Source organism: Candidatus Limousia pullorum, from assembly GCF_057405065.1.
The window spans coordinates 532,797-552,771 of record NZ_CM171614.1 but is presented as its reverse complement, the minus strand read 5'-3'; the positions used below and the strand labels follow the sequence as shown (position 1 = coordinate 552,771).

The 19,975-nt window shown below is 45.0% G+C and carries 17 protein-coding genes; 2 read left to right on the top strand and 15 right to left on the bottom strand.

All coding sequences use genetic code 11. The features are described 5' to 3' along the window. Positions 1–310: 310 nt before the first annotated feature. From CGICJO_RS02420 to CGICJO_RS02350, 15 genes are all read right to left on the bottom strand, one after another. Positions 311–610 (bottom strand): TnpV protein, encoded by a 300-nt coding sequence (locus CGICJO_RS02420; RefSeq protein ID WP_264472555.1) that lies wholly within the window; start codon positions 608–610, stop codon positions 311–313. Positions 611–1,507: 897 nt separating this feature from the next. Continuing rightward, entirely contained in the window at positions 1,508–2,440 is a 933-nt protein-coding gene (locus CGICJO_RS02415) for a hypothetical protein (protein WP_486499514.1), read from the bottom strand. Between the two features lie 4 nt (positions 2,441–2,444). Further along, a complete protein-coding gene (locus CGICJO_RS02410; protein ID WP_486499513.1) occupies positions 2,445–3,029 on the bottom strand; it encodes a hypothetical protein in 585 nt (194 codons plus the stop codon). After that, positions 2,998–3,252 carry a hypothetical protein gene (locus CGICJO_RS02405; protein WP_486499512.1) on the bottom strand — a complete coding sequence of 85 codons (255 nt, stop codon included), beginning with the start codon at positions 3,250–3,252 and terminating at the stop codon, positions 2,998–3,000. Before CGICJO_RS02405 ends, CGICJO_RS02410 begins: the two co-directional genes overlap by 32 nt. Before the next feature lie 11 nt (positions 3,253–3,263). Then, a complete protein-coding gene (locus tag CGICJO_RS02400) occupies positions 3,264–3,557 on the bottom strand; it encodes a hypothetical protein (RefSeq protein ID WP_486499511.1) in 294 nt (97 codons plus the stop codon). A 159-nt stretch (positions 3,558–3,716) separates the two neighbouring features. Then, positions 3,717–7,976: a SpaA isopeptide-forming pilin-related protein gene (locus tag CGICJO_RS02395; RefSeq protein WP_486499510.1), complete on the bottom strand. Its 4,260-nt coding sequence runs from the start codon at positions 7,974–7,976 to the stop codon at positions 3,717–3,719. 68 nt (positions 7,977–8,044) lie between these two features. Further along, a complete protein-coding gene (locus CGICJO_RS02390; RefSeq protein ID WP_486499509.1) occupies positions 8,045–8,710 on the bottom strand; it encodes a hypothetical protein in 666 nt (221 codons plus the stop codon). A 248-nt stretch (positions 8,711–8,958) separates the two neighbouring features. Further along, complete coding sequence (locus tag CGICJO_RS02385; RefSeq protein ID WP_486499508.1) at positions 8,959–9,900, bottom strand: ParB/RepB/Spo0J family partition protein; 942 nt, start codon at positions 9,898–9,900, stop codon at positions 8,959–8,961. Next, the gene (locus tag CGICJO_RS02380) at positions 9,851–10,681 is read right to left on the bottom strand and encodes a ParA family protein (protein WP_486499507.1); all 831 of its coding nucleotides are present in this window, start codon (positions 10,679–10,681) and stop codon (positions 9,851–9,853) included. Before CGICJO_RS02380 ends, CGICJO_RS02385 begins: the two co-directional genes overlap by 50 nt. Before the next feature lie 564 nt (positions 10,682–11,245). Next, a complete protein-coding gene (locus tag CGICJO_RS02375; protein WP_395506608.1) occupies positions 11,246–11,425 on the bottom strand; it encodes a hypothetical protein in 180 nt (59 codons plus the stop codon). A 13-nt stretch (positions 11,426–11,438) separates the two neighbouring features. Then, positions 11,439–12,839 carry a zinc-ribbon domain-containing protein gene (locus tag CGICJO_RS02370; RefSeq protein WP_486499506.1) on the bottom strand — a complete coding sequence of 467 codons (1,401 nt, stop codon included), beginning with the start codon at positions 12,837–12,839 and terminating at the stop codon, positions 11,439–11,441. A gap of 150 nt (positions 12,840–12,989) precedes the next feature. Next, complete coding sequence (locus tag CGICJO_RS02365) at positions 12,990–13,436, bottom strand: hypothetical protein (protein WP_486499505.1); 447 nt, start codon at positions 13,434–13,436, stop codon at positions 12,990–12,992. 198 nt (positions 13,437–13,634) lie between these two features. Further along, positions 13,635–15,566 carry a lysine--tRNA ligase gene (lysS, locus tag CGICJO_RS02360; protein WP_486499504.1) on the bottom strand — a complete coding sequence of 644 codons (1,932 nt, stop codon included), beginning with the start codon at positions 15,564–15,566 and terminating at the stop codon, positions 13,635–13,637. A 103-nt stretch (positions 15,567–15,669) separates the two neighbouring features. Further along, positions 15,670–16,143: a transcription elongation factor GreA gene (greA, locus tag CGICJO_RS02355; protein WP_087377181.1), complete on the bottom strand. Its 474-nt coding sequence runs from the start codon at positions 16,141–16,143 to the stop codon at positions 15,670–15,672. A gap of 404 nt (positions 16,144–16,547) precedes the next feature. Continuing rightward, positions 16,548–17,513 carry a calcium/sodium antiporter gene (locus CGICJO_RS02350; RefSeq protein WP_486499503.1) on the bottom strand — a complete coding sequence of 322 codons (966 nt, stop codon included), beginning with the start codon at positions 17,511–17,513 and terminating at the stop codon, positions 16,548–16,550. A 285-nt stretch (positions 17,514–17,798) separates the two neighbouring features. Here CGICJO_RS02350 and CGICJO_RS02345 point away from each other — a divergent pair, with 285 nt between their 5' ends. Beyond that, positions 17,799–18,884, top strand: coding sequence for a PucR family transcriptional regulator (locus CGICJO_RS02345; RefSeq protein ID WP_486499502.1), 1,086 nt, complete (start codon positions 17,799–17,801; stop codon positions 18,882–18,884). 249 nt (positions 18,885–19,133) lie between these two features. Next, positions 19,134–19,961: a cell division ATP-binding protein FtsE gene (ftsE, locus tag CGICJO_RS02340; RefSeq protein WP_486499501.1), complete on the top strand. Its 828-nt coding sequence runs from the start codon at positions 19,134–19,136 to the stop codon at positions 19,959–19,961. Positions 19,962–19,975: the final 14 nt, after the last annotated feature.

Here is a 19,975-nt window from a genome sequence, read left to right as displayed (position 1 = left end):
ATTACGCCCCAATCATAGAAGCTCTGCTTTGTGCGGGACAGATAGCTACCCTCCCAAAGCTGAAGCACATTCTGCCAAGTTTTGTACCCGACTCGCCGCCCGTCGCTCAAAATCAGTTCAGTATAATCGTTATTGAAAATACCCTTGATATATTCGGTACGGGCGGCGTTATCGGGATTGCTTTCATAGAAAGCACGAATTTCCTCTTTCGAGGCTTTCAGGTGGGGCGTTGTACCGAGGATTTCACGAATGGTATCGTCCCCGCCGAAAAACGGCAGGCTCTTGTCCTCGTTGCTTCGGTCGTAATAATCTAAGCGAAGATGATCTCCGCTTTCACGATCTCCTGCACTCTGTTCCTCAGATTGTTCATTCCCTGTACCCACTTCATCATATCCGCCGCTTTCAGGCTCTCGGTCAAGCCCTCCTGCGCCGCCATCTGCTTCATCAGGGTTTCTTCCAGCTTCATCGCTGTCTGCTCTGTTTCCGCCAAATGCTGTGTCAGGGTGCAGCTCGTCAGAAGATTGTAGTATCGGATTTTGTGGTGTTCCCTGAGAAATTTCCGTCTCATCTGAGCGTACCTGCCCAAAGTCACTTCCGGCTGCTTGGGCATTGTCAAGTCGGGAAGATTGTAATCGCCCTGCATTGTGTATGTCAGCTCGTTCATTTTCAAAGCTCCTTTCGCTTTTATTTTCAGCCTTATTGTATTCCGGTTTCTCTCTGTCCGCAATGATGCGATTTTGCCTTTCAAGGGCAAGGACGGTACGGGAGATTTCCCCAAGCCCCATCTCCGCAATATCGCTTGACGCAATACCGAGGGCGTTTAAGGCTTCCGGCGTATTGAAATTTGTAATGACAGAGAAATCCTCCGCTTCAAAAAACGGCTCGGTATCTATCCCAAGCCTTGTCATCATCATATATGCCACGCTGTTTGTTACCGCCTTCTTATACATAGCGGTAATCATATCCTCCGAAAGACCGTAGAGGAAGCTGTCATCTGCGGCATACATCAGATCGCCCAGATAGTCGGGGATATTATCCTCCACGGCGTTTTTAGCGGCGCTCAGAACTGCGTCCGCAAGGCTTTCCCTGTTTTCCAGCTCGCCGAAGGTGTTTTCAAGGGATTCGATCACATCGTCCGTATATTCCGGCTTCATATCCCAAATCGGGACGGGGCGGGAATAGCGGCTTGCGTGGGTATCGGAAATATCGAAGTAATGGGTTAAGCGCTGCCTGCTCCGGTCGGCGTCCTCAAATACGGCGATACCCTTTGCGCCACGGTTTACCCAACGCCCGAATTTGTCGTTCCAGCGCTCAATTTCCAAAACCGCCGTTGCGTCCGGTCTTTGAGCGTAAATAAGAAGCTGCTCATCACAGCGCAATCTGTAATTTCGGCAGGCACATCGTAAAAAGGCTTGCCAGTTCTGAACATCGGACACAACAGCGTGTGCGGTACGGCGGTACAGCTCGGAAATCAGGTCGTACTTTCGTGCCATCGGTTATGCACCTCCTATCTTTCATAGTCTTTCTGTTTCGGTCTTACGGGGATACCTTTTTTATCATAGCTTTTCGGATCGGCGGCAGGGGTATCCCAACCAAACATTGAACCTGCCTTCATCGCCTCTGCCTGACCTTTTGACAAGCCGAGCTTTTTGTTCATCTCATTCACAAGGGCGTTTGTTTCACTGGGCTTGCCGCCCTGAATATCCGTGCGGTAAAATCCGCTTTCGCCCTTTTTGACAATGCCGACGCAGTTTTCCGTCTGCACGAACACATAGCACTGCTCCGGCAGAGAAGAACGGAGCGGAATCACGGTATTGCCGTTTTGCTCCATCCGCTCGGCAAACTCGCAGATGTGATAGAGGTTGCTGCCAACCTCCAAATGGTAGTTGTCAATATATCGGCAGGTACGGTCAAGCTGTTCGCCGTCGCTTAGAGTAATACGGATTTTATCCCCATCAGGGATGATAAATTTTTCTTTGTAATCCGGCGTGATAAAATGGATTCCACAGCTTGCTTTTTCGATATGCCGGTCAAGCCATTCCCGCACATAACAGTAACAGTAAAAGTTGTAGTCCCCACGGGCAGGATTACACCGTATCAGGAAAGCGTGCTTTTCGGTATCAGCACGGAAACCGTACTCTGTCGCATAGTTTCCCTGAAAAGCGCTGTCCGGATAATTTTTCGCATACTGTGACATATCGGTGCGGCTTTTTAACAGCCCGTATTCTTCAGAACGCAGAGCATTGATAATCTCGTTAAGCTCGTTTTTGAACTCGTCTGTTTTCAAATCCCGCCTGCGGTCAAACCACGAGGAGTAGAACTCATTGCCTGTGCCGAAGTCGCCACGCAGATACCCAATATTTCCGGTCTGTCCCTCTATCTGTGTGCTTTGTGCGTAAGTATATTTTTGTTCGTCCATATGAAGCGGTCGAATTTTCATTTTCTCACCTCGCTTGTTCTCTTGCTGTTCTCTGTTTCGGTATGTGAAAGCCATAGACTACGGCAATTTCATCTCCAAGCCGTTTGGTCACTCTCGTTATATCCGCCCGTGTCGCTTTCCCAAAATAGATTTTTTCCTGCAAGCGTTCAATCTGTTCCGGCGAAGCAGTATCCTTAAATACACGGTACAGGTAATGATTTGTCCCATCGTGATGGACAGCGTCGGCTCGAAGATCGCCGTACTTATCCACATACCACTCCGTCATATCCGTGTCGGAATACAGGCAATCCTTAATGTTACCGGAATCAATCATTTTGTATCCCATCACTCTGCCGTTCCATCTGCCGATGTCGCCGATGACGATGATCGGCTGAGATAGCTGGACATTAAGGTTTGCTCGTTCATCAAAAAGATACTCGCCATTGGTTTCAACCATATATTCGTACAGCTCGTGTTCGTCATTCGGATTCCCGTCAATTTCATTGATTTCAAGGAAATCCTTATAGCTGTCACGCCAATCATCAGGGTTGAGATTCATATCGCTCCAGATAATATGCTTATCCGTTGTTCTGTTCTGACTGCTGCTCATCATCAGCACCTCCCAAATAGGAAAAGAGCCTGTTCTTTGCGATCTGCTCCTGAAGCTCTGTGATAACCGTCATATCGGAAACGGATATATCGGGAATTTTCAAAATGCTTTGCAGGCTCAGCGCTTTCAAGTCTTTTTCGGTTTTACAGCCGGATTCGTAGAGTTTCGCAAGCACCTTTACTTTCTGCTGCAAAGCGGTATTTGTACCTTTTTTTGTTGCCATAATAATCCTCCTTACTGAATGTTAATAATAATGCAGACATCTCTTTTGCTTTCATCATTCTGATTGCGGGACAATTCCGGGAAAAGGGACTGAACTCGCTGTCGTGCTCTGCGAATTGACTCAAAGCACGGAAGTCCGTAGCTTTTGTAGTTGAAAACAATATCTGCAAGTGGGAGCTCGCCCGCCCGCAAATATCCGTAACGGTTGTAGTAGTGAAGGATAAGAAGCATATCGTCAAATCGTGAAGCTGGACAATCTCTTAAAATCTCACGAACACGGCTTTCCACCGTTTTTAATTTTGTCATTCTGTTTGACCTCCTTGAAAATAGAAAAGGGGACGGAGTTTTTATGCCCCGCCCCCAGCAAATATTCTTACTTTTTCTTTCTGTTACGGATCTGCAAAAAGATAAAGCCGCCTACGATAAAGACGACCAGAGCAATTCCAATGATTGCTTTCAGTTCCATCAGTTATCCTCCTTTTTCTTCTTTTTCTTAAAGCCGAGAATACCGCAAGCCGCTATGCCCGCTGCCGACACGCCCGCAAGGGTAAGCCAAAGACCGAGCTTGCTGTCATCTCCGGTTTTCGGCGTGTCTCTCAGCTCATTGTGCATTTCAACGACCGTAGTCGCTCCCATCTGTACCGCAGCCTCCTTATCGGCAGGCAGGATATACATCGCAGAAGCGGAATTATTTACTTCGGAAATTTTATACTCGCCGATACGCAGCCCTTCAATGAAAATCTCGCCGTTTTCGTCCGTTTCAAGGGTAACATCATAGCCGTTTGCACCGGTAATGCGGAAAGCAAAGCCTTCCACCTTTCCATCGGACGAAGTTTTTACGATCTTCAAGTTGCCACGCATAGGCTCGTTTGCAAAGCCTTTGCCCTCTGTGTTTTCGACCTGATAGGTCTTTCCGTCTGTATCGATGAATACCTCGTACACGCCCTCGTCACGGATATACGAATCCGGACTTGCTGATTCCAAAATGAAGTAGCATCCGTAGAGCAGATCGTTCATTTCATACTGCCCGATTTCTTTTTCGGTCAGTGTGCCGATCAGTTCGTCCTCACTGTCCAACTCGCCGTTGTTGTTGGAGTCCTTATAGACCTCAAACACAGCGCCCGTCAGCTTCGTATCGGTATATTCAGCGTCTACCTTCGTAAGAGCGATATTGCCACGCACCAGCTCATTGACGATTTCAATCTCAACGACTTGCTCATTCTCTGAGATGTTCACATCATAGACCGTTTCGTTAAGGACGAATCCAGTAAGCGGCTTGATCTCACGGATATACCAGTTTCCGTAAGGAACATTCTCAAAGGAGAAGCTGCCATCGTCGCCGGATACGGCGGTCATCAGGGCATTTTCCTCAGTAAATTCCACATCATCGCTCTTAAACAAACCAATGAGCGCACCGCCGAGTCCCTCGCCGTCCTCGTCCACCTTTTTACCGGAAACCGAGCCGTAGATCAGCTTGTTTTCCATCGGCTCTCCGTCATTTACGGCAATCACAACCGTTGCGGCTTCCTGTCCCGCATACTCAAATACAACGGGATATTTTTCGCCGCTAAGCTGATAATGCTCGTCTGTCGCAAGCTCCTTCACATAAAAGCTTCCCAAAGGCAGATCGGTCTTAATGGTTGCCTTGCCGTTTTCATCAAGGGTAATGATTTCAAGCAGACCGTCTTTCGGAATGGAAGTGCCGCTTGCGGATACAAGCTCCTCATCGGCAAACAAGCCAAAGCTGATATTTTTGATTTCTCCGTTATTGCCGATACCAAACAGCTCGTTTATCTCCAGCGCTTTTTCAAGGCTTACTTCAACCTTCTGTCTTTCATTGACAAAGGAAGTCGCCGTTTCAGTTACGGCTACATTCTGTCCGGCGTAAATCAGTTCTACGGTATGGACTTCATCGCTTAATACCATTCCGTAGCCTGCCTTGACTTCTTTGACTTCATATTTTCCGAGGTAGAGTTCCTTGCTCTCAGCAAAACCGGTTTCATCAGTTGTAACCGTATCTACCAGCTCGCCCTTGCTGTATCGGAGAGTTCCGTCGGGTGTTACCACATCTTCGGCGGCACGGATTTCATAAACCGTATCAGGCAGTCCCTGTGTTTCATAGATAGGCTGATAGATAACGGGAAGTTCCTGCCCGTTTTCATCTGTACCTCCGCTTACTGAAACGCCGAAGAATACCTCGCCCGTCTTTTCAATGCTGATTGTGCCTTTCTGCGGCATATTGGTCTTTTCGACTTTTATCACTGTTACCCCGCTTTCGTCAGAAGAATTTTCTTCCGCTACATCAAAATAGACGGGTGTGGAATCAAGAACATATCCATAAGGGCTCTGCACCTCAACGATAGAGTAGCCCTGACCGTATGGCAGCTTTTCCGGCGTTACGAGCGAGCCGTTAGCGTCGGTATAGAAAGTGTCAACGGTTGTCGGGGTGGGATAGGTAAATTCCATCGTGATGAGATTGCCGGACGGATCGTAAATCTGGAATCCTGCGCCCGCATAGGGAATGGTCTTGCCCGTTTCTGCGTCCACCTTTACCACTTGGATATAGCTTTCAAAATTTCTGTTGTTAATCAGATAGCGATAGGTCTGAGCGTCTTTAGCAATGAACACATCAAAATCGTCCATAAGCTCTCTGCCTTCCCAACCGGATACCTGATGCACGGTATAAATGCCGTAAGGCATATCCTTTGTCTGTGCAAATCCGTTCTCATCGCAGATCAGCGTATCACGCTCGGACTCCTTTGCGCTCTCAAAGCTGCCTGCGGATTTGAGATATACTTCAAAAACAGCGCCTTCTTCGGGTGTTTCAATCTGTGTGTCGCCATCGTCCGTATGTTTGATAATGGCGATATTGCCCTTGATGACCTGTTCATTTACATCATTTGCGGTTTGATTATGTTCAATGGTATAAAGCTCCGGCTCTGCGCCGACCTTATGGACAGTCGGATCAAGCAAATAGCCTTCGCTCGGCTCTAATTCCTTGATTGTCCAATCCGCATCGCAAACATATTCTTTTGTGGTAAACTGACCGTTTTCATCGGTATAGTATTCGTCAATGAGCTGGTCGCTCTTGAAAATACCGTATTTTGCTCCTGCAAGGGAGGCGTTGCCCTGAGCCGCTCCTGTTTCAGCGTCGCTCTTGGTAACGGTAACTGTAAACTTTTTCAGGACATTGGTAAAATTGCGGGTAGTGACCTCATTCCACTTAACGGGCGCTGTCTGATCTTCGGGAATGACATAACGAATTGCAGTATCCACTTCCTCGATGGTATAGGGCGTTGTGCCGCTTATCAACACATCATCAAAGGTCGCCACACCGTTTTTATCCGTAACGGCATACTCTTCTACGGCAATGCCGGAGAGCGATGTGCCGTAAAGATGGAAGGTCACGCCCTCATTAAAGTTATCCTCTGAAGATTTAATAACCTCAATGTCTCCACGCTTCAGCGTATTATTGAAAGTAACGGTTGCGACCTGCCCCGCAACAACGGTTACACGGCGTGTTTCCTGCGGCTCGTATCTGTCATATTCCTGCTCGGTTACGGTATATACTCCCGGCATTAGGTTATCCACCTGAATTTGACCTCCGTTTTCGGTCTTAACCGTTTTATCAATGCCGTTTCCCTGAATACGGAAAGTAATACCATCTACCTTTCCGTCCTCACTGGTTTTTACAATTTTTGCCGAGCCATAAGACACTTTCAGTTTGAGGAAGCCCTTGAGCGGATCGTTGACAGTCTGAGCGTAAGTTACGGTATCCTGCACACCGCCATTTGGTCCATAAATACCGTCCGTCCAAGTGATAACGCCTTTTCTTTGAGCCGTTTTTTCAGCAGTAATCGTCAGCCCATCGCTCGGCGCTTTCTCGGAGGTGATTGTCAGCTTATTTCCGCTTACAGAAAACTGAACACCTGAGTCATTGGACGAAAACTTATATCCGGAAAGGACATTGTTGCTGTCCGTCAGCGTAACGGTGTATTTAGAGCCGTCCCATTCAAGCTCGATTTCCTGTGCGCTCCCCGGCGTTTTGGTAAGGAAGCTCGGCAGCTTGGAGTGTTTCTGCACACTTGCCGCCATTGAGTTGTAGTAGCTCATAATCTTGTCATAAAGCGGGTGGCTGCGACTGATTTGATCCAAAACAGCGTCCCTGCCGCCTGTGCTGACCTTGTTGAAGTTTTCATCACGCTCGCCAATGACGGTTTCCCAAATGAGTAGCTGTGTAGCGACTGCGTGAGCCAGCTTATCGCCGCCCTCGTTCTGGGAACGCCACGAGGTTGAGATTGTTCCCGTATAGCCGTACTGGAAGATACGACCGATGAACAGCTTAATATCGTCAGGAGAAATGGTGCTGTTATAGGACGAAGGGTAGTTGTCCCAAAAATCCTCGCCCTTTTTGGTAAAGCTGTCTCCGGTCTGCTGCGGGACGCCGATTTCAATACAGTAGCAGATATTGCCCTCGTATGAGCCCATCGCACGGACAGTTGTATAACGGGAAGTGCCTGTTTTCCAGCCGTTCATAAAGGTAAGGCTGCCGTGTCCCCATTCGGCGTTGTAATTCGAGTCCCCGTCACGGGGGAACGAGATAAGGTACACATCGTCCGTTTCCTCTGCGGCATAGGTGGTCGTACCCATTCCCACAAGGGAAGTCACGCACATCAGCGCCGCAAGAAACAGCGACATAATGCGTTTTGGTTTCTTAATTTTCATCTGAAATCCTCCTTGAAATGAAAAAACGCACCGTTTTTTCGGTGCGTCCTCAAAATGGAATATTAAATTTAAGCGTAGCCGATATAGATGTCGTAGATTCCGTCAGAGACTTCCTCCGCCCAAATCCATACGGCTGTGATTTCTTCATCAGCCTTGTACCGATCCAAGCGGCTGTGAATATCTCTTTCAAGATATTTGCAGTGCGCTCCGGCACGGATCGGATTATCCCAACAGTAAACCGCCTCGCTGTCTAACAGAAGCCCCACGCTCTGAGCGTAACCTTTTGCAAAGGAAATCCAGTAGTCAATGTCAAAGTCAGTTTTAGTTTCGCTCGTCGTTTCTTCCATTTCAGGCGGCGCAGGCGTTTCACTTTCTTTTGCTATATCCGGCTGCGGTGTGGATACGGAATGTTCGGTCTTATCCGCTTTATCGGGTTGTTCGGCGGACTGTGCCGCCTGCCCGCTTTCAGAAACAGTCTGAGGCTGTTCGGAGCTGACCGTATCCGTTTCCGTTGTTTCTTCCTGCTTTTCCGGCTCTGATTCCTGTACGGCTTCAGGCGTTGTTTCAACCTCTTTGCTTTCCTTTCCCGCAGGCGCTTCGGATTCAGAGGTGCTTTGAACACTCTCCGAAAAAGAAAACGGCTGCGTCTCATCTTCATTTGACGGGGCATTGTTGCAGCCTGCAAACACGATCAGCAAAAGAGCCAATAAAAAAACAATCGTTTTTGTTTTCATTGCGTTTCACTCCTTTTCTGCCGCCATTGTAATGCGAAACAGCGTTTCAGGCAAAGGTGTGAAACGAAGGTTAATCTTACATCATAGGGCATACCTCCTGTGTTTTGGAATGGTGCGTTTTTCTGAGATAGATTGAGTTAGGTGAGATAGCTGTAATCAGGAGAGATAGTTTTATTCTTTCGGATAGTGAGATAGTTTAGGGGTTGGAGTGTGAGGAAGGGGGAAGAAGAAGAAAAACACACTCCGCCTTACCTGCTGTCACGCTCGGCACGGTTACGCAAAAACCTGTTGTAATGCTCCAGCGCCTTGCAGACATACTCCTCCGTTTGGTTGATGGGGATATTTTTCGGGATCAGGCTTCGCACCCTGTCCCCACGCAAAACAATCTTCTCACGCTGATTCGGCTTTTCCTCGCTCATAATCGCAGAAATCGCTTCTGTTGTCAGCTTGCCTTCCTCGAAAAACTTCCGCATACGGATTGCCTGATCGTGGGACGGGGTACAGTCGTTTAGGTCGATTTCGTCCACCAAATCTCTCTGGCAGTCCTCGTTCAGATAGGACAGTTCAACGGCGGGACGCATTTTAATCCTGCCCTCGTCTACAAATTCAAGCAGTTCGGGAACAAGGTTTGTAAGACGGATATATCGCTGAATTTGTGTTTGACTCTCGCCACTTTGAGCCGCAAGTTCTTCCCTTGAATAATTTTGTCCCACTGGGACTAAATTTTCTTTTCTCGGTCTGCCTGCCTGTCTTTTCATAGCGTCCAGCCGCATTTTATATGCGTGGGCTTTCTCCGAGGGGAGTATCTGCGACCGTTGGAAGTTGCTTTCGACCATTAAAATCGTCGCTTCATCACGGTCGAGGTCTACTACCTCACATCTGAGCGTTTCAAATCCGGCAAGCTCACAAGCCCTTTTTCGCCTGTGTCCTGAAATAAGCTCGTATCTGCCGTCCTCCTTCTGCCTTACGGTAGCGGGAGTAATCACGCCACGCTCTTTGATACTTTCCACGAGCTGAAACATATCCTCATCTTCCCGCACCTGAAACGGGTGGTCGGGAAAATCGTCGATTTCCTCAAGCGGAATATCCCTAATTTTTGACAGCTTCGCTTCGTCCCTTTCCTCCTGAGAGGAAAACAGCTCATCGAGCGTGTTCGTGGGCAGCGTGAAGTCGCTCTTTCTGCCTGCCATCGGCTAACACCTCCTTTGTGAAACTGGCGTAAGCCTTAGACACCGGACTGTTTGGCTCGTAGGCGTAGATACTCGTCCCTTTAGAAGATACCTCTGCGGCTTTTACGGCTGCCGGAATCATTGATCTATATATCCTGATATGGCTGCCGAAATTTTCCCTGAGTGCTTCCACTGTGCTTTTCGCAAGATTTGTCCTTCCGTCCACAAGCGTCAGAAGAATACCGTCGATTTTCAAATCGGCGTTTGTGTGTTTCCTTACTTTCGCAATCGTCCCCAAAAGCTGCGTCATTCCCTTAGCGGGAAGATACTGCGCCTGAACAGGGATAATCACACTATCAGCCGCCGTTAGAGCGTTAAAGGTAATCATACCCAAGCTCGGCATACAGTCAATAAGGACATAATCGTACTTGTCTTTTACAAGGCTCAGGTAATTCTTCAGGACGCTCTCTCGGCTCATCGCTGTTACAAGCGTCATTTCCAATGACGATAGACTGAGATTGGCCGGTACAAGGTCTACTTTCTCTTTATGTTGCAGGATACCGTCAAAGGGATTTTGCTCCTGCTCCGATATGATCGCCTGTAACTTCTCTGTCAGCGTTGCGGAAAGACTGTCGGTATCCCTCCAGCCGAGGCAGGTCGTTAAATCGCCCTGCGGATCAGCGTCAATCAGAAGCACTTTTTTTCCTTGCATAGCAAGTCCGACGCCTAAATTAACCGTAGTCGTGGTCTTGCCCACACCGCCTTTTTGATTGCATACCGCAATCGTCTTGCAGTTTGACATCTCCGGCTTTACCTCCTTTCATAGATTTCACAGCCTGCCTCAATAAGAGGCGGCTATGTAAAGACCGCAGTATTTGTTCTCAACACCCCCTGCGGAAAGCGATTCGCTTTGTACGGGAAGCGCTAAGGTTACGGTTTGCGAAACCGTATCATAGGAATCTCACCTCTGCCGGGTACTCCGCCAGCTCCGTAGAGAAGTATCATTATCATTCTGACTGTCATTGCCGTTTCAGTAGCAAGCTGAATTTCAGGTCGGGGATTCTCGCTCGTTCTCCGTATATCAATAGGAAAAGTCACGGCGTACCCACCTTCGGGCTATTCATCAGAACTAATGTCCTTAGCGCCTGTCTATTCAATTTTCAAGGTACTTTGAAGGGGGAAATCCCCTGCGGGAAAATAACCCCTTCACTCATTTGGACAAAGGGGGGCAAAATGCACACCCAAAATCACCCCTTTTCCGAAAAAAATTTGAAAAAAATTTTTTTGACCTTGAAAATTGCTCCTGAAACGACAAAAAGCCGCCCGCTTCTCCGTAGAGAAACAAGCGGCATAGCTGCGGTTTTATTTAGATGTACTGGACGGTAATCTTTTTCTTTCGTGCTTTTGTAAATTTGATAAGGACATCATCTACTGCGTCCGTATATCTGCCTTGCGCTATCAGATTATTTTTAAGGGCGATTAACGCCTGCAAAACCTGTCTGTACTCCTCGTCATCAAGGTAGATATGAAATTTCCTGTCTTTCATCAGACCGCCTCCTTTATTTTTTCTGCCCTTTTCTCCATTCAAAAAACCTCTGCCGGATAAACGCTGTATCCTCATCTTCGTTCGAGGTTATGAAAATATGTAAGCTGCGAAACGCTTTTTTGATTTTCATAGCGAAGTCGATTTCGCTGCTTTCTAATGTAAATGGGATTTTAATCAGTTTGATCTCCCGTTTCCTGCAAAGGTATGCTTTCAAGGTTTCTACATTCTCTGTCCGACTAACCGTTTCAATCGCTGCTTTTTCTTCAGGTAAATATATTTCAAGAGGTATGCCGATAATCTTATCCGTATCCATCTGTACCTTTATGTGCTTCTTCGCTGCATAATACATAACCGCCAGCTTTGGAAAAACCGTCAGATAGTCTTTTTCACACACCTTACAGCCTTTTCCCTCAATCGCTCTTTCTGAAATTTTTGCCTTCCACGAGTGTCCGAGCGAACACTTCCACCATACACTCTGCATTGAATTCCTTGATATTTTGTTTGGGAAAATATCTTTGTTCCTCTCGTAATCCCATTCCGAAAGAAGATGTGTATCCGTCGTTGCTAAATCATTATACCCTGTCATAACCGCCCGATCTGCACAGACAGGACATACCGTTCCTTTTACACGAGCATATACGACTGACTGCCATTCATACCCGCACTCTCTGCACTTCCACCAGACATTTCTGCGGGACTTTTCGTTTATCATATCAGGAGTAAGGGGCAGATTCCGGTCTGACCATTCCTGTGCAAGCTGAGGGTGTGTCGTAGCGAAATCATTAAATCCTTTCAGCAGAAGTTGATCGCTGCAATAAGGACACCCGCTTCCACCTGAACGAGTGGAAATAAGCGTGTTCCATTCGTGACCTTTGCTGCACCGCCACCATACCTTCCGATTTGCAAAGACCGTAACCATATCAGGCTTTAGTGGGTAATTTCTCTCAGACCACTCAGAAGCGATTTGGGGGCGCTGTGAGGCAAGGTCATTGAATCCTACTAAGATTTTATTATGGGAGCAATACGGACATCCTGTACCGTTTAACGCCCTGCTCTTAACCGTTGCTGTCCATTCGTGACCATATTTATCCTGCCAAATCACTTTCTTATGAGAGCCTGTCGTTACCATTGTCGGTTTCAGCGGATCATTCTTACTCGACCATTCATCAGCCAGCTCCGGCTTCAGCGTTGCTAAGTCATTGATACCCTCTATAACTCTTGCGCCTGAGCAGATCGGACAATTTTCCCCGCTTGAACGAGCCTTTATACTTGTTTCCCATTCGTGACCGCAAGCACCTTTCCACCATACTTTCTTATTCGAGCCGAAAGTCACGCTGTCCGGTGTCAGCGGTAAATTCCTATCCGACCATTCGGCAATCAATTCGGGATGTACTGCCGCTAAACTGTTACTCATATCAAAACCTCCACTTCCTCTGTGATTAGAGTATATGAAGTTTCGGCTTTTTCTTGTAGTTTGCGAATCTCAGTAAAAATAAAAAAGCCCTTTGAGAAAAGGATTTTTCCTCTCTCAAAGGGCAAGTTGAAAAACTTGAATTTATAAATATCATTTTACATTTTTATATGAAATCATAATATGACTTGGTGCAAATAATACTGACGCAATAATCAATAGCACTGACCTACTAATAATCCCACTAAATAAGAACAACATTGAAGGAATAATAGAAAGTGCTAATGCTCTGAAAACGCTGTTTTTCTTAAAACATATAATCCAAATAGCACAATAAAGCATTACCAATATGGTATCTACAATCAGATATAGTGCAAATGCTTCGTCAGACCACCACCCGAACCAAGTTCCCGGAATATTGATTATCATGAATCCGAAACAACCCAATCTCCCTACTTGTTCTGTGACCTCAACATATTTATTGTTCCACTTATTATCAAATCCATCTTTGCATTTAATCGCAAATACAACATTGGGTATCATAATGACTGCAATAAAAATCAGCCCAAAAACATTAAACCATTCCATATTATCTACCATCACAAACTTCCGATTTGTATTTCATTCAGAAAATGGGCAACTCCGATTGGAATTGCCCACTCATTGCACTAATTATGCGATTTTTAAGGCTCTGCACCGTTTCAAGCACCATTTGGTGTAAATTTGGTGTATTTGTGTATTTTTAGAGCTTTTTCACAAATGAAGTACATCCCGTTTTGTAGGGTAAAACGGTACTTTTTAGTAGAGCTTTGCGCCGGCTGGGATGTGGTCGTCTACCATCAAAAGGTGAAGCTTTTCTTCTCCCTCTTCACTGTGTACAGCGGAGATAAGCATTCCGCAGGACTCAATGCCCATCATTGGTCTTGGTGGAAGATTTGTAATAGCTATGCATGTCTTTCCAACAAGCTCTTCCGGCTCATAGTAAGCGTGGATGCCGCTTAAAATTGTTCTGTTTTCGCCTGTGCCGTCGTCAAGTGTGAACTTCAAAAGCTTCTTGCTCTTTGGAACTGCTTCACAAGCCAAAACCTTTACTGCACGGAAATCTGACTTTGAGAATGTTTCAAAGTCAACATAATCCTTGAACAAAGGCTCAATCTCAACCTTTGAAAAATCAATCTTCTCAGGCTCTGCCTTAGGTGCTTCCGAAGCCTTTGGAGATGTGTCTCTTTTTGAGTCGCCGAGAGGCTTCATGGTTGGGAAGATGATAACGTCTCTTATGCTTGCGCTGTCTGTGAGAAGCATTGTAAGTCTGTCGATACCCATTCCCATACCGCCTGTAGGAGCCATACCGTACTCCAAAGAGGTGAGGAAGTCTTCATCCAGCATGTTTGCCTCGTCGTCGCCTGCTTCTCTGAGCATGAGCTGGTGCTCGAAACGCTTGCGCTGGTCAATCGGGTCGTTAAGCTCTGTATAGGCGTTTGCAAGCTCTCTTCTTGTTATGAAAAGCTCGAAACGCTCAACAAGCTCCGGAACATCCTTTTTACGCTTTGTAAGAGGTGAAACCTCAACAGGGTAATCGCAGATAAATGTAGGCTGAACAAGCTGTTCCTCTACATAATCTTCAAATGCTGTGTTGAGAATATTTCCCCATGTATCTGTTGGCTTTACTTCGAGGTTAAGCTCTTTTGCAACTTCCTTTGCCTTTTCTGTATCGCCGATAAACTCGCCGAAGTCAACGCCTGCATACTGCTTAACAGCGTCAATCATTGTCATTCTCTTGAAAGGAACAGAAAGGTCGATATCCTCGCCCTGGTACTTGATTTGGTCTGTGCCGTTTACCTCAACACAGGCTCTGTTAATCATCTGCTCGGTTCTGTCCATCATGCCGTTGTAGTCTGTGTATGCTTCGTAAATTTCGATTGTTGTAAACTCAGGATTGTGCTTAACGTCCATTCCCTCGTTTCTGAAAAGTCTGCCGATTTCGTAAACCTTTTCCATGCCGCCTACGATAAGTCTTTTGAGGTAAAGCTCAGGAGCAATTCTCATGTAAAGGTCAATGTCCAATGTGTTGTGGTGGGTGATGAAAGGACGTGCGGCAGCTCCGCCCGGGATTGTGTTGAGAACAGGTGTTTCAACCTCGATGTATCCCATGTTGTCAAGATAGTTTCTGATTGTCTTTATAATCTTGCTTCTCTTGATAAATGTGTCCTTAACCTCTGGGTTCATAATAAGGTCAACGTAACGCTGACGGTATCTTAAATCTGTGTCCTTAAGACCGTGATACTTCTCAGGAAGAGGAAGCAAAGATTTTGAAAGGAGAGTAATCTTCTTTGCGTGTACGCTGATTTCTCCAACCTTTGTGCGGAAAACAAAGCCCTTTACCTCGATAATATCGCCGATGTCGTACTTGAGAATTGTTTTGTACTCATCTTCGCCCAAATCATCGTGCTTTGCGAAAATCTGCATTTTTCCGCTTCTGTCGTGGATATCAATGAAAGCAACCTTGCCCTTGCCTCTTTTGGACATGATACGTCCGGCAATGCATACATCCTTGTTTTCAAGCTCTTCAAATCTTTCGAGAATTTCAGAAGCGAGAATATCTCTGTCGCTGGTGTTTACCTGAAATGGGTCCTTGCCTGCGTCCTGCAAAGCCTTCAGCTTGTCACGGCGTACCTGAAGTATTTCGCTTAAGTTCTGTGTATTATTCTGAGTTGCGTTCTGCTCACCCATATTTTACTTTCCTTTCTTTGCCCCTTTAGGGTTATTCTGTATTTAAAATAATTTTTTAGCTTAAAATCCAAAATGGCGACCTGTGCGGCCGCCAAAACTGAAATTATTTTGAAATTTCCAATATCTTGAAAGATACTGTTCCAACCGGAATTTCAATTTCAACAACATCGCCCTGCTTAAATCCCAAAAGACCCTTGCCGATTGGTGATTCGTCGGAAATCTTGCCTTCCATTGGGTTTGCTTCGTTTGAACCTACAATTCTGTAGGAAGCAATTGTTCCGGATTTAAGGTTCTCAAGGCGCACACTTGAACCTACGTGTACGTGCTCGTTGTTTATTTCACTTTCGTCGATAATAACCGCATTTTTCAGGTCAGCCTCGATTGTTGCAATTCTTGCTTCGAGAATAGCCTGTTCGTTTTTAGCGTCGTCGTATTCGCTGTTTTCTGAAAGGTCACCGAATGAACGGGCAACCTTAATTTTTTCGGCAATTTCTTTTCGTTTTTCGCCTTTTAAAAATTCAAGCTCTTCTTCAAGTTTTCTGAGACCTTCTTCTGTCAGCATTACAGATTTCTGCATAACTTTTCCGTCCTTTCAGGTTTCCTTTTTTTATGATATAACAGCTTATTTAAATCACTGCATATATTCTCTATTATATTCATATTAACCCCCTGTGTCAAGAATTTTTATTTTATTATTACGGTCTTAGGATGATAGTTTTTGAATAAATAAAGCAGATATATCGTTTGTTGTGTTATGTTATTCAATAACTGTAGAGGTAGATATAATTCTATGAAAAAATAAAATCAAACCTAACCGATAGCGAACCACTACAAAGAATAAGCGAAAGGTCTCGCCCGCCTTGAAACGAAGTTTATTTTCAAGGGAAAGTATAGCAAGGCAGAAATAAAATAAAAAGGTTTCGCCCGCCATGTGCAGAACCTTACCGTCATATGGAGGTTAAGCATGGCGGAGTTAAAAAGTTAAAGGAACATTAGGTAGATGGCGTAGAGGGCGATTGCAAGGAAGCCTTGAGAACGGGAGAAGCGTCTGTTTCTGAAAACCGGGATAAATACGGCGAGGGTGATGAGAGCCGAAAATGGCAGGTCGATTAAGAGGGTGCTTTTTGAGATTTTTAAGGTTCCGCCGCAGATTATGGAACAGACAGGCATTATAAGGGTAAGGTCGATTATGTTTGCGCCCATTATGTTGCCGATTGACAGAGAGCTTTGCTTTTTGGCAATGGCTGTAACGGTGGTCACAAGCTCGGGAAGAGAAGTGCCGATTGCCACGGCGGTCAGACTTATAATTCTGCGGTCTACCATGAAAACTTTGTCGGCTATAAGGGTCCCGTTGTCCACTAAAAGATTTGAGCCTATGACAATTCCGGCAGTTCCCACAACAAAGTAGACGATGTGTCGAACTATGTCACGGCGTGAAACTGCAATGCGCATGTCCTGGGCGGAAATCTGACCTCTGGAAACGCTTTGTTTTGCGTCGTGAAGGTTCTGAATTATGAAAATAGCAAAAATTATGAACATTCCCACAGTGCCCACAATGTTGAGTTTTCCTGTAAGGGAGAATATGGCAAGGAAAAATATTGAGCCCATGAGGATTATGGCTTTGGGCGCAAACCTTTGGAGGTTTACGGCATGGGGGAGAAAAATAATGCTTAAAGCCATTATAAGTCCCGTGTTTGCGGTGACAGAACCCACGGCGTTGCCGACAGCCATTTGATTGTTGCCCTGGGTTGAGGCTATGGCGGATACCATAAGTTCCGGCAAAGTTGTAGCTAAACTCACTATTGTTGCGCCGATTACAAACTGGGGGATACCGGAGATTTTGGCAATCCAGGCGGAAGCCTCTACAAAAAGGTCGCCGCCCTTTATTATTGCAAGCAGACCGAAAATAAAAAGTCCGAAAACCATTATGGTTTCAAAAGTTGACATGTACATCCCTTCTTTCATTGAATGTATATGCGCAGGGCGGGAATTTATAACATTGAAATCCCGCAGTTTTCTTTTATGGAAAATTGAAAAGAATTATAATTCCGGCAGAAAAATTTAGAAATTATAAAGGAGAAAAAACAAAAAATAAAGGTTGATTTTTTTAAAAAAATTGTGTAAAATGTATATGTAACAAAAAAATGGAAAGCCGGGTCTTTTTGACGGTTTTCTGTTATTTTCCGTAGGTCGGGAAAGTGGCAAGATTATAGAGAAGCGGAGGATATTAAAATGTCAAACAGACTTTTTCAAGGTATAATTCATCAGATGGGAGATACAATCGACAGAACTATCGGCGTTGTTGACGAAACATCGGTTGTCATTGCATGTTCCGAGCTGGGAAGAATAGGCGAGGTTGTCAATAATTTTAATTCGGAGTCACTCAGCACAACTGCACCTTTTGTAATAAACGGTCATACCTTTAAGTCTTTCGGCAATAACGGAAGAAACGAGTATGCTGTTTTTGTTTCCGGAAACGACGAGCTGGCTCAGAAATATGCTCAGGTTCTCGCCATTTCACTTTCAAGTGTTAAGCAGTATTATGACGAGAAATACGACAGAGGCAATTTCATTAAAAACGTAATTTTGGACAACGTGCTCCCAGGCGACATCTATCTTAAAGCAAGAGAGCTGCGTTTCAACAGCGAGGTTTCAAGAGTTTGTATTCTTATTAAAATACTTACAAAGACAGATATTTCCGCTTTTGACGTTATTCAAAATCTTTTCCCGGACAAGAACAAGGACTTCGTTATCAATATCAACGAAACAGATATCGTTCTTGTAAAGGAAATCAAGCCTGACATCGACAGCAAGGATTTGGAAAAGCTTGCAAGCTCAATTGTAGATACACTCACAAGCGAATTCTACATAAGATGTGTTGTTGGTATCGGTACAACAGTTACAGGTATCAAGAACTTGGCTCATTCCTTTAAGGAAGCACAGGTTGCAATCGAGGTAGGAAAGGTATTTGATACAGAGCGCACAATCGTTACTTACGATAATCTGGGTATTGCAAGACTTGTTTATCAGCTTCCTACAACTCTCTGCGAGATGTTCCTCAAAGAGGTGTTTAAGAAAGGCTCTATCGAAAGCCTTGACCAGGAAACACTGTTTACAATTCAGAAGTTCTTTGAAAACAACCTGAATGTTTCAGAAACATCAAGAAAGCTGTTCGTACACAGAAATACACTTGTATACAGACTTGAGAAAATCAAAAAGCTTACAGGTCTTGACCTTCGTGAGTTCGAGGACGCTATTGTGTTCAAGGTAGCTCTTATGGTTAAAAAGTACCTGACAGCTAATCCTACAAAGTACTAATAACTGAATATTTTGCAGCCGGCACTCTTAATGAGTGCCGGTTATTTTGTCTTTGCAGAAAAATTAAAAAAATATCACTTTTTTAAACTAACATATTACCATAACCTAGCAATTATTCGCTTTTAGTTGACAATTATGACAGAATAGTATATATTAACCCTAAAGGTTACAGTTTTGAAACCGATGTTTCAATTTTTAACAAATAAAATGTTTTCTCTTTTGAGAAATGAGAAAAAGGAAGATGTGTAAATGATAGAATTCATTAACGTGTCCAAAACTTTCCCGGAGGGAAACCATGCCGTGGAAAATATAAATCTAAAAATAGAAGACGGAGAGTTTGTGTTTATTGTAGGCCCGTCGGGAGCAGGCAAAAGCACAATGCTCAAGCTTATCATGCGTGAGGAAACCCCGAGCGAAGGTAAAGTTATTGTAAACGGCAGAGACCTTACCAAAATGAGAAGAAGCCAGGTTCCTTATCTCAGAAGAACAATGGGAATTGTTTTTCAGGATTTCCGACTGATTGATAAAATGACCGTCTTTGAAAATGTGGCTTTCGCCATGAGAGTTACAGGAACAAAACAAAGCGTTATCAAAAAAAGAGTTCCCTATGTTTTAAAGCTTGTCGGTCTGGAGAGAATGGGCACACGTCACCCCAGCGAGCTTTCCGGCGGTGAACAGCAGAGAGTGAGCCTTGCCAGAGCCTTGGCAAACGAGCCTTCACTTATTATCGCCGACGAACCTACAGGAAATGTGGATCCGAAACGCTCTTACGAAATTATGAACCTTTTGAAAGAGGTAAATAAAATGGGAACAACAGTCCTTGTTGTAACCCATGAGCATAACCTTGTAACAAAGTTTAACGGACGTGTTATAAAGATGAAAAGAGGTAAGATTGTTAAGGACACAGCCGAAGAGTATTATCAGGAAAGGAATAAAAAGGAAAGAGAGTCTGAGGACAGATTTGCAGGCTTTGATGAAATTTCCGAAAACAAAACTGAAACAACATACTCTGATAATTACGACGAAATATACGAGAGAGTGAACAGCTTGATTAAGGATATAGAAAACGAAAACTGATTAAAAGCAGGTGA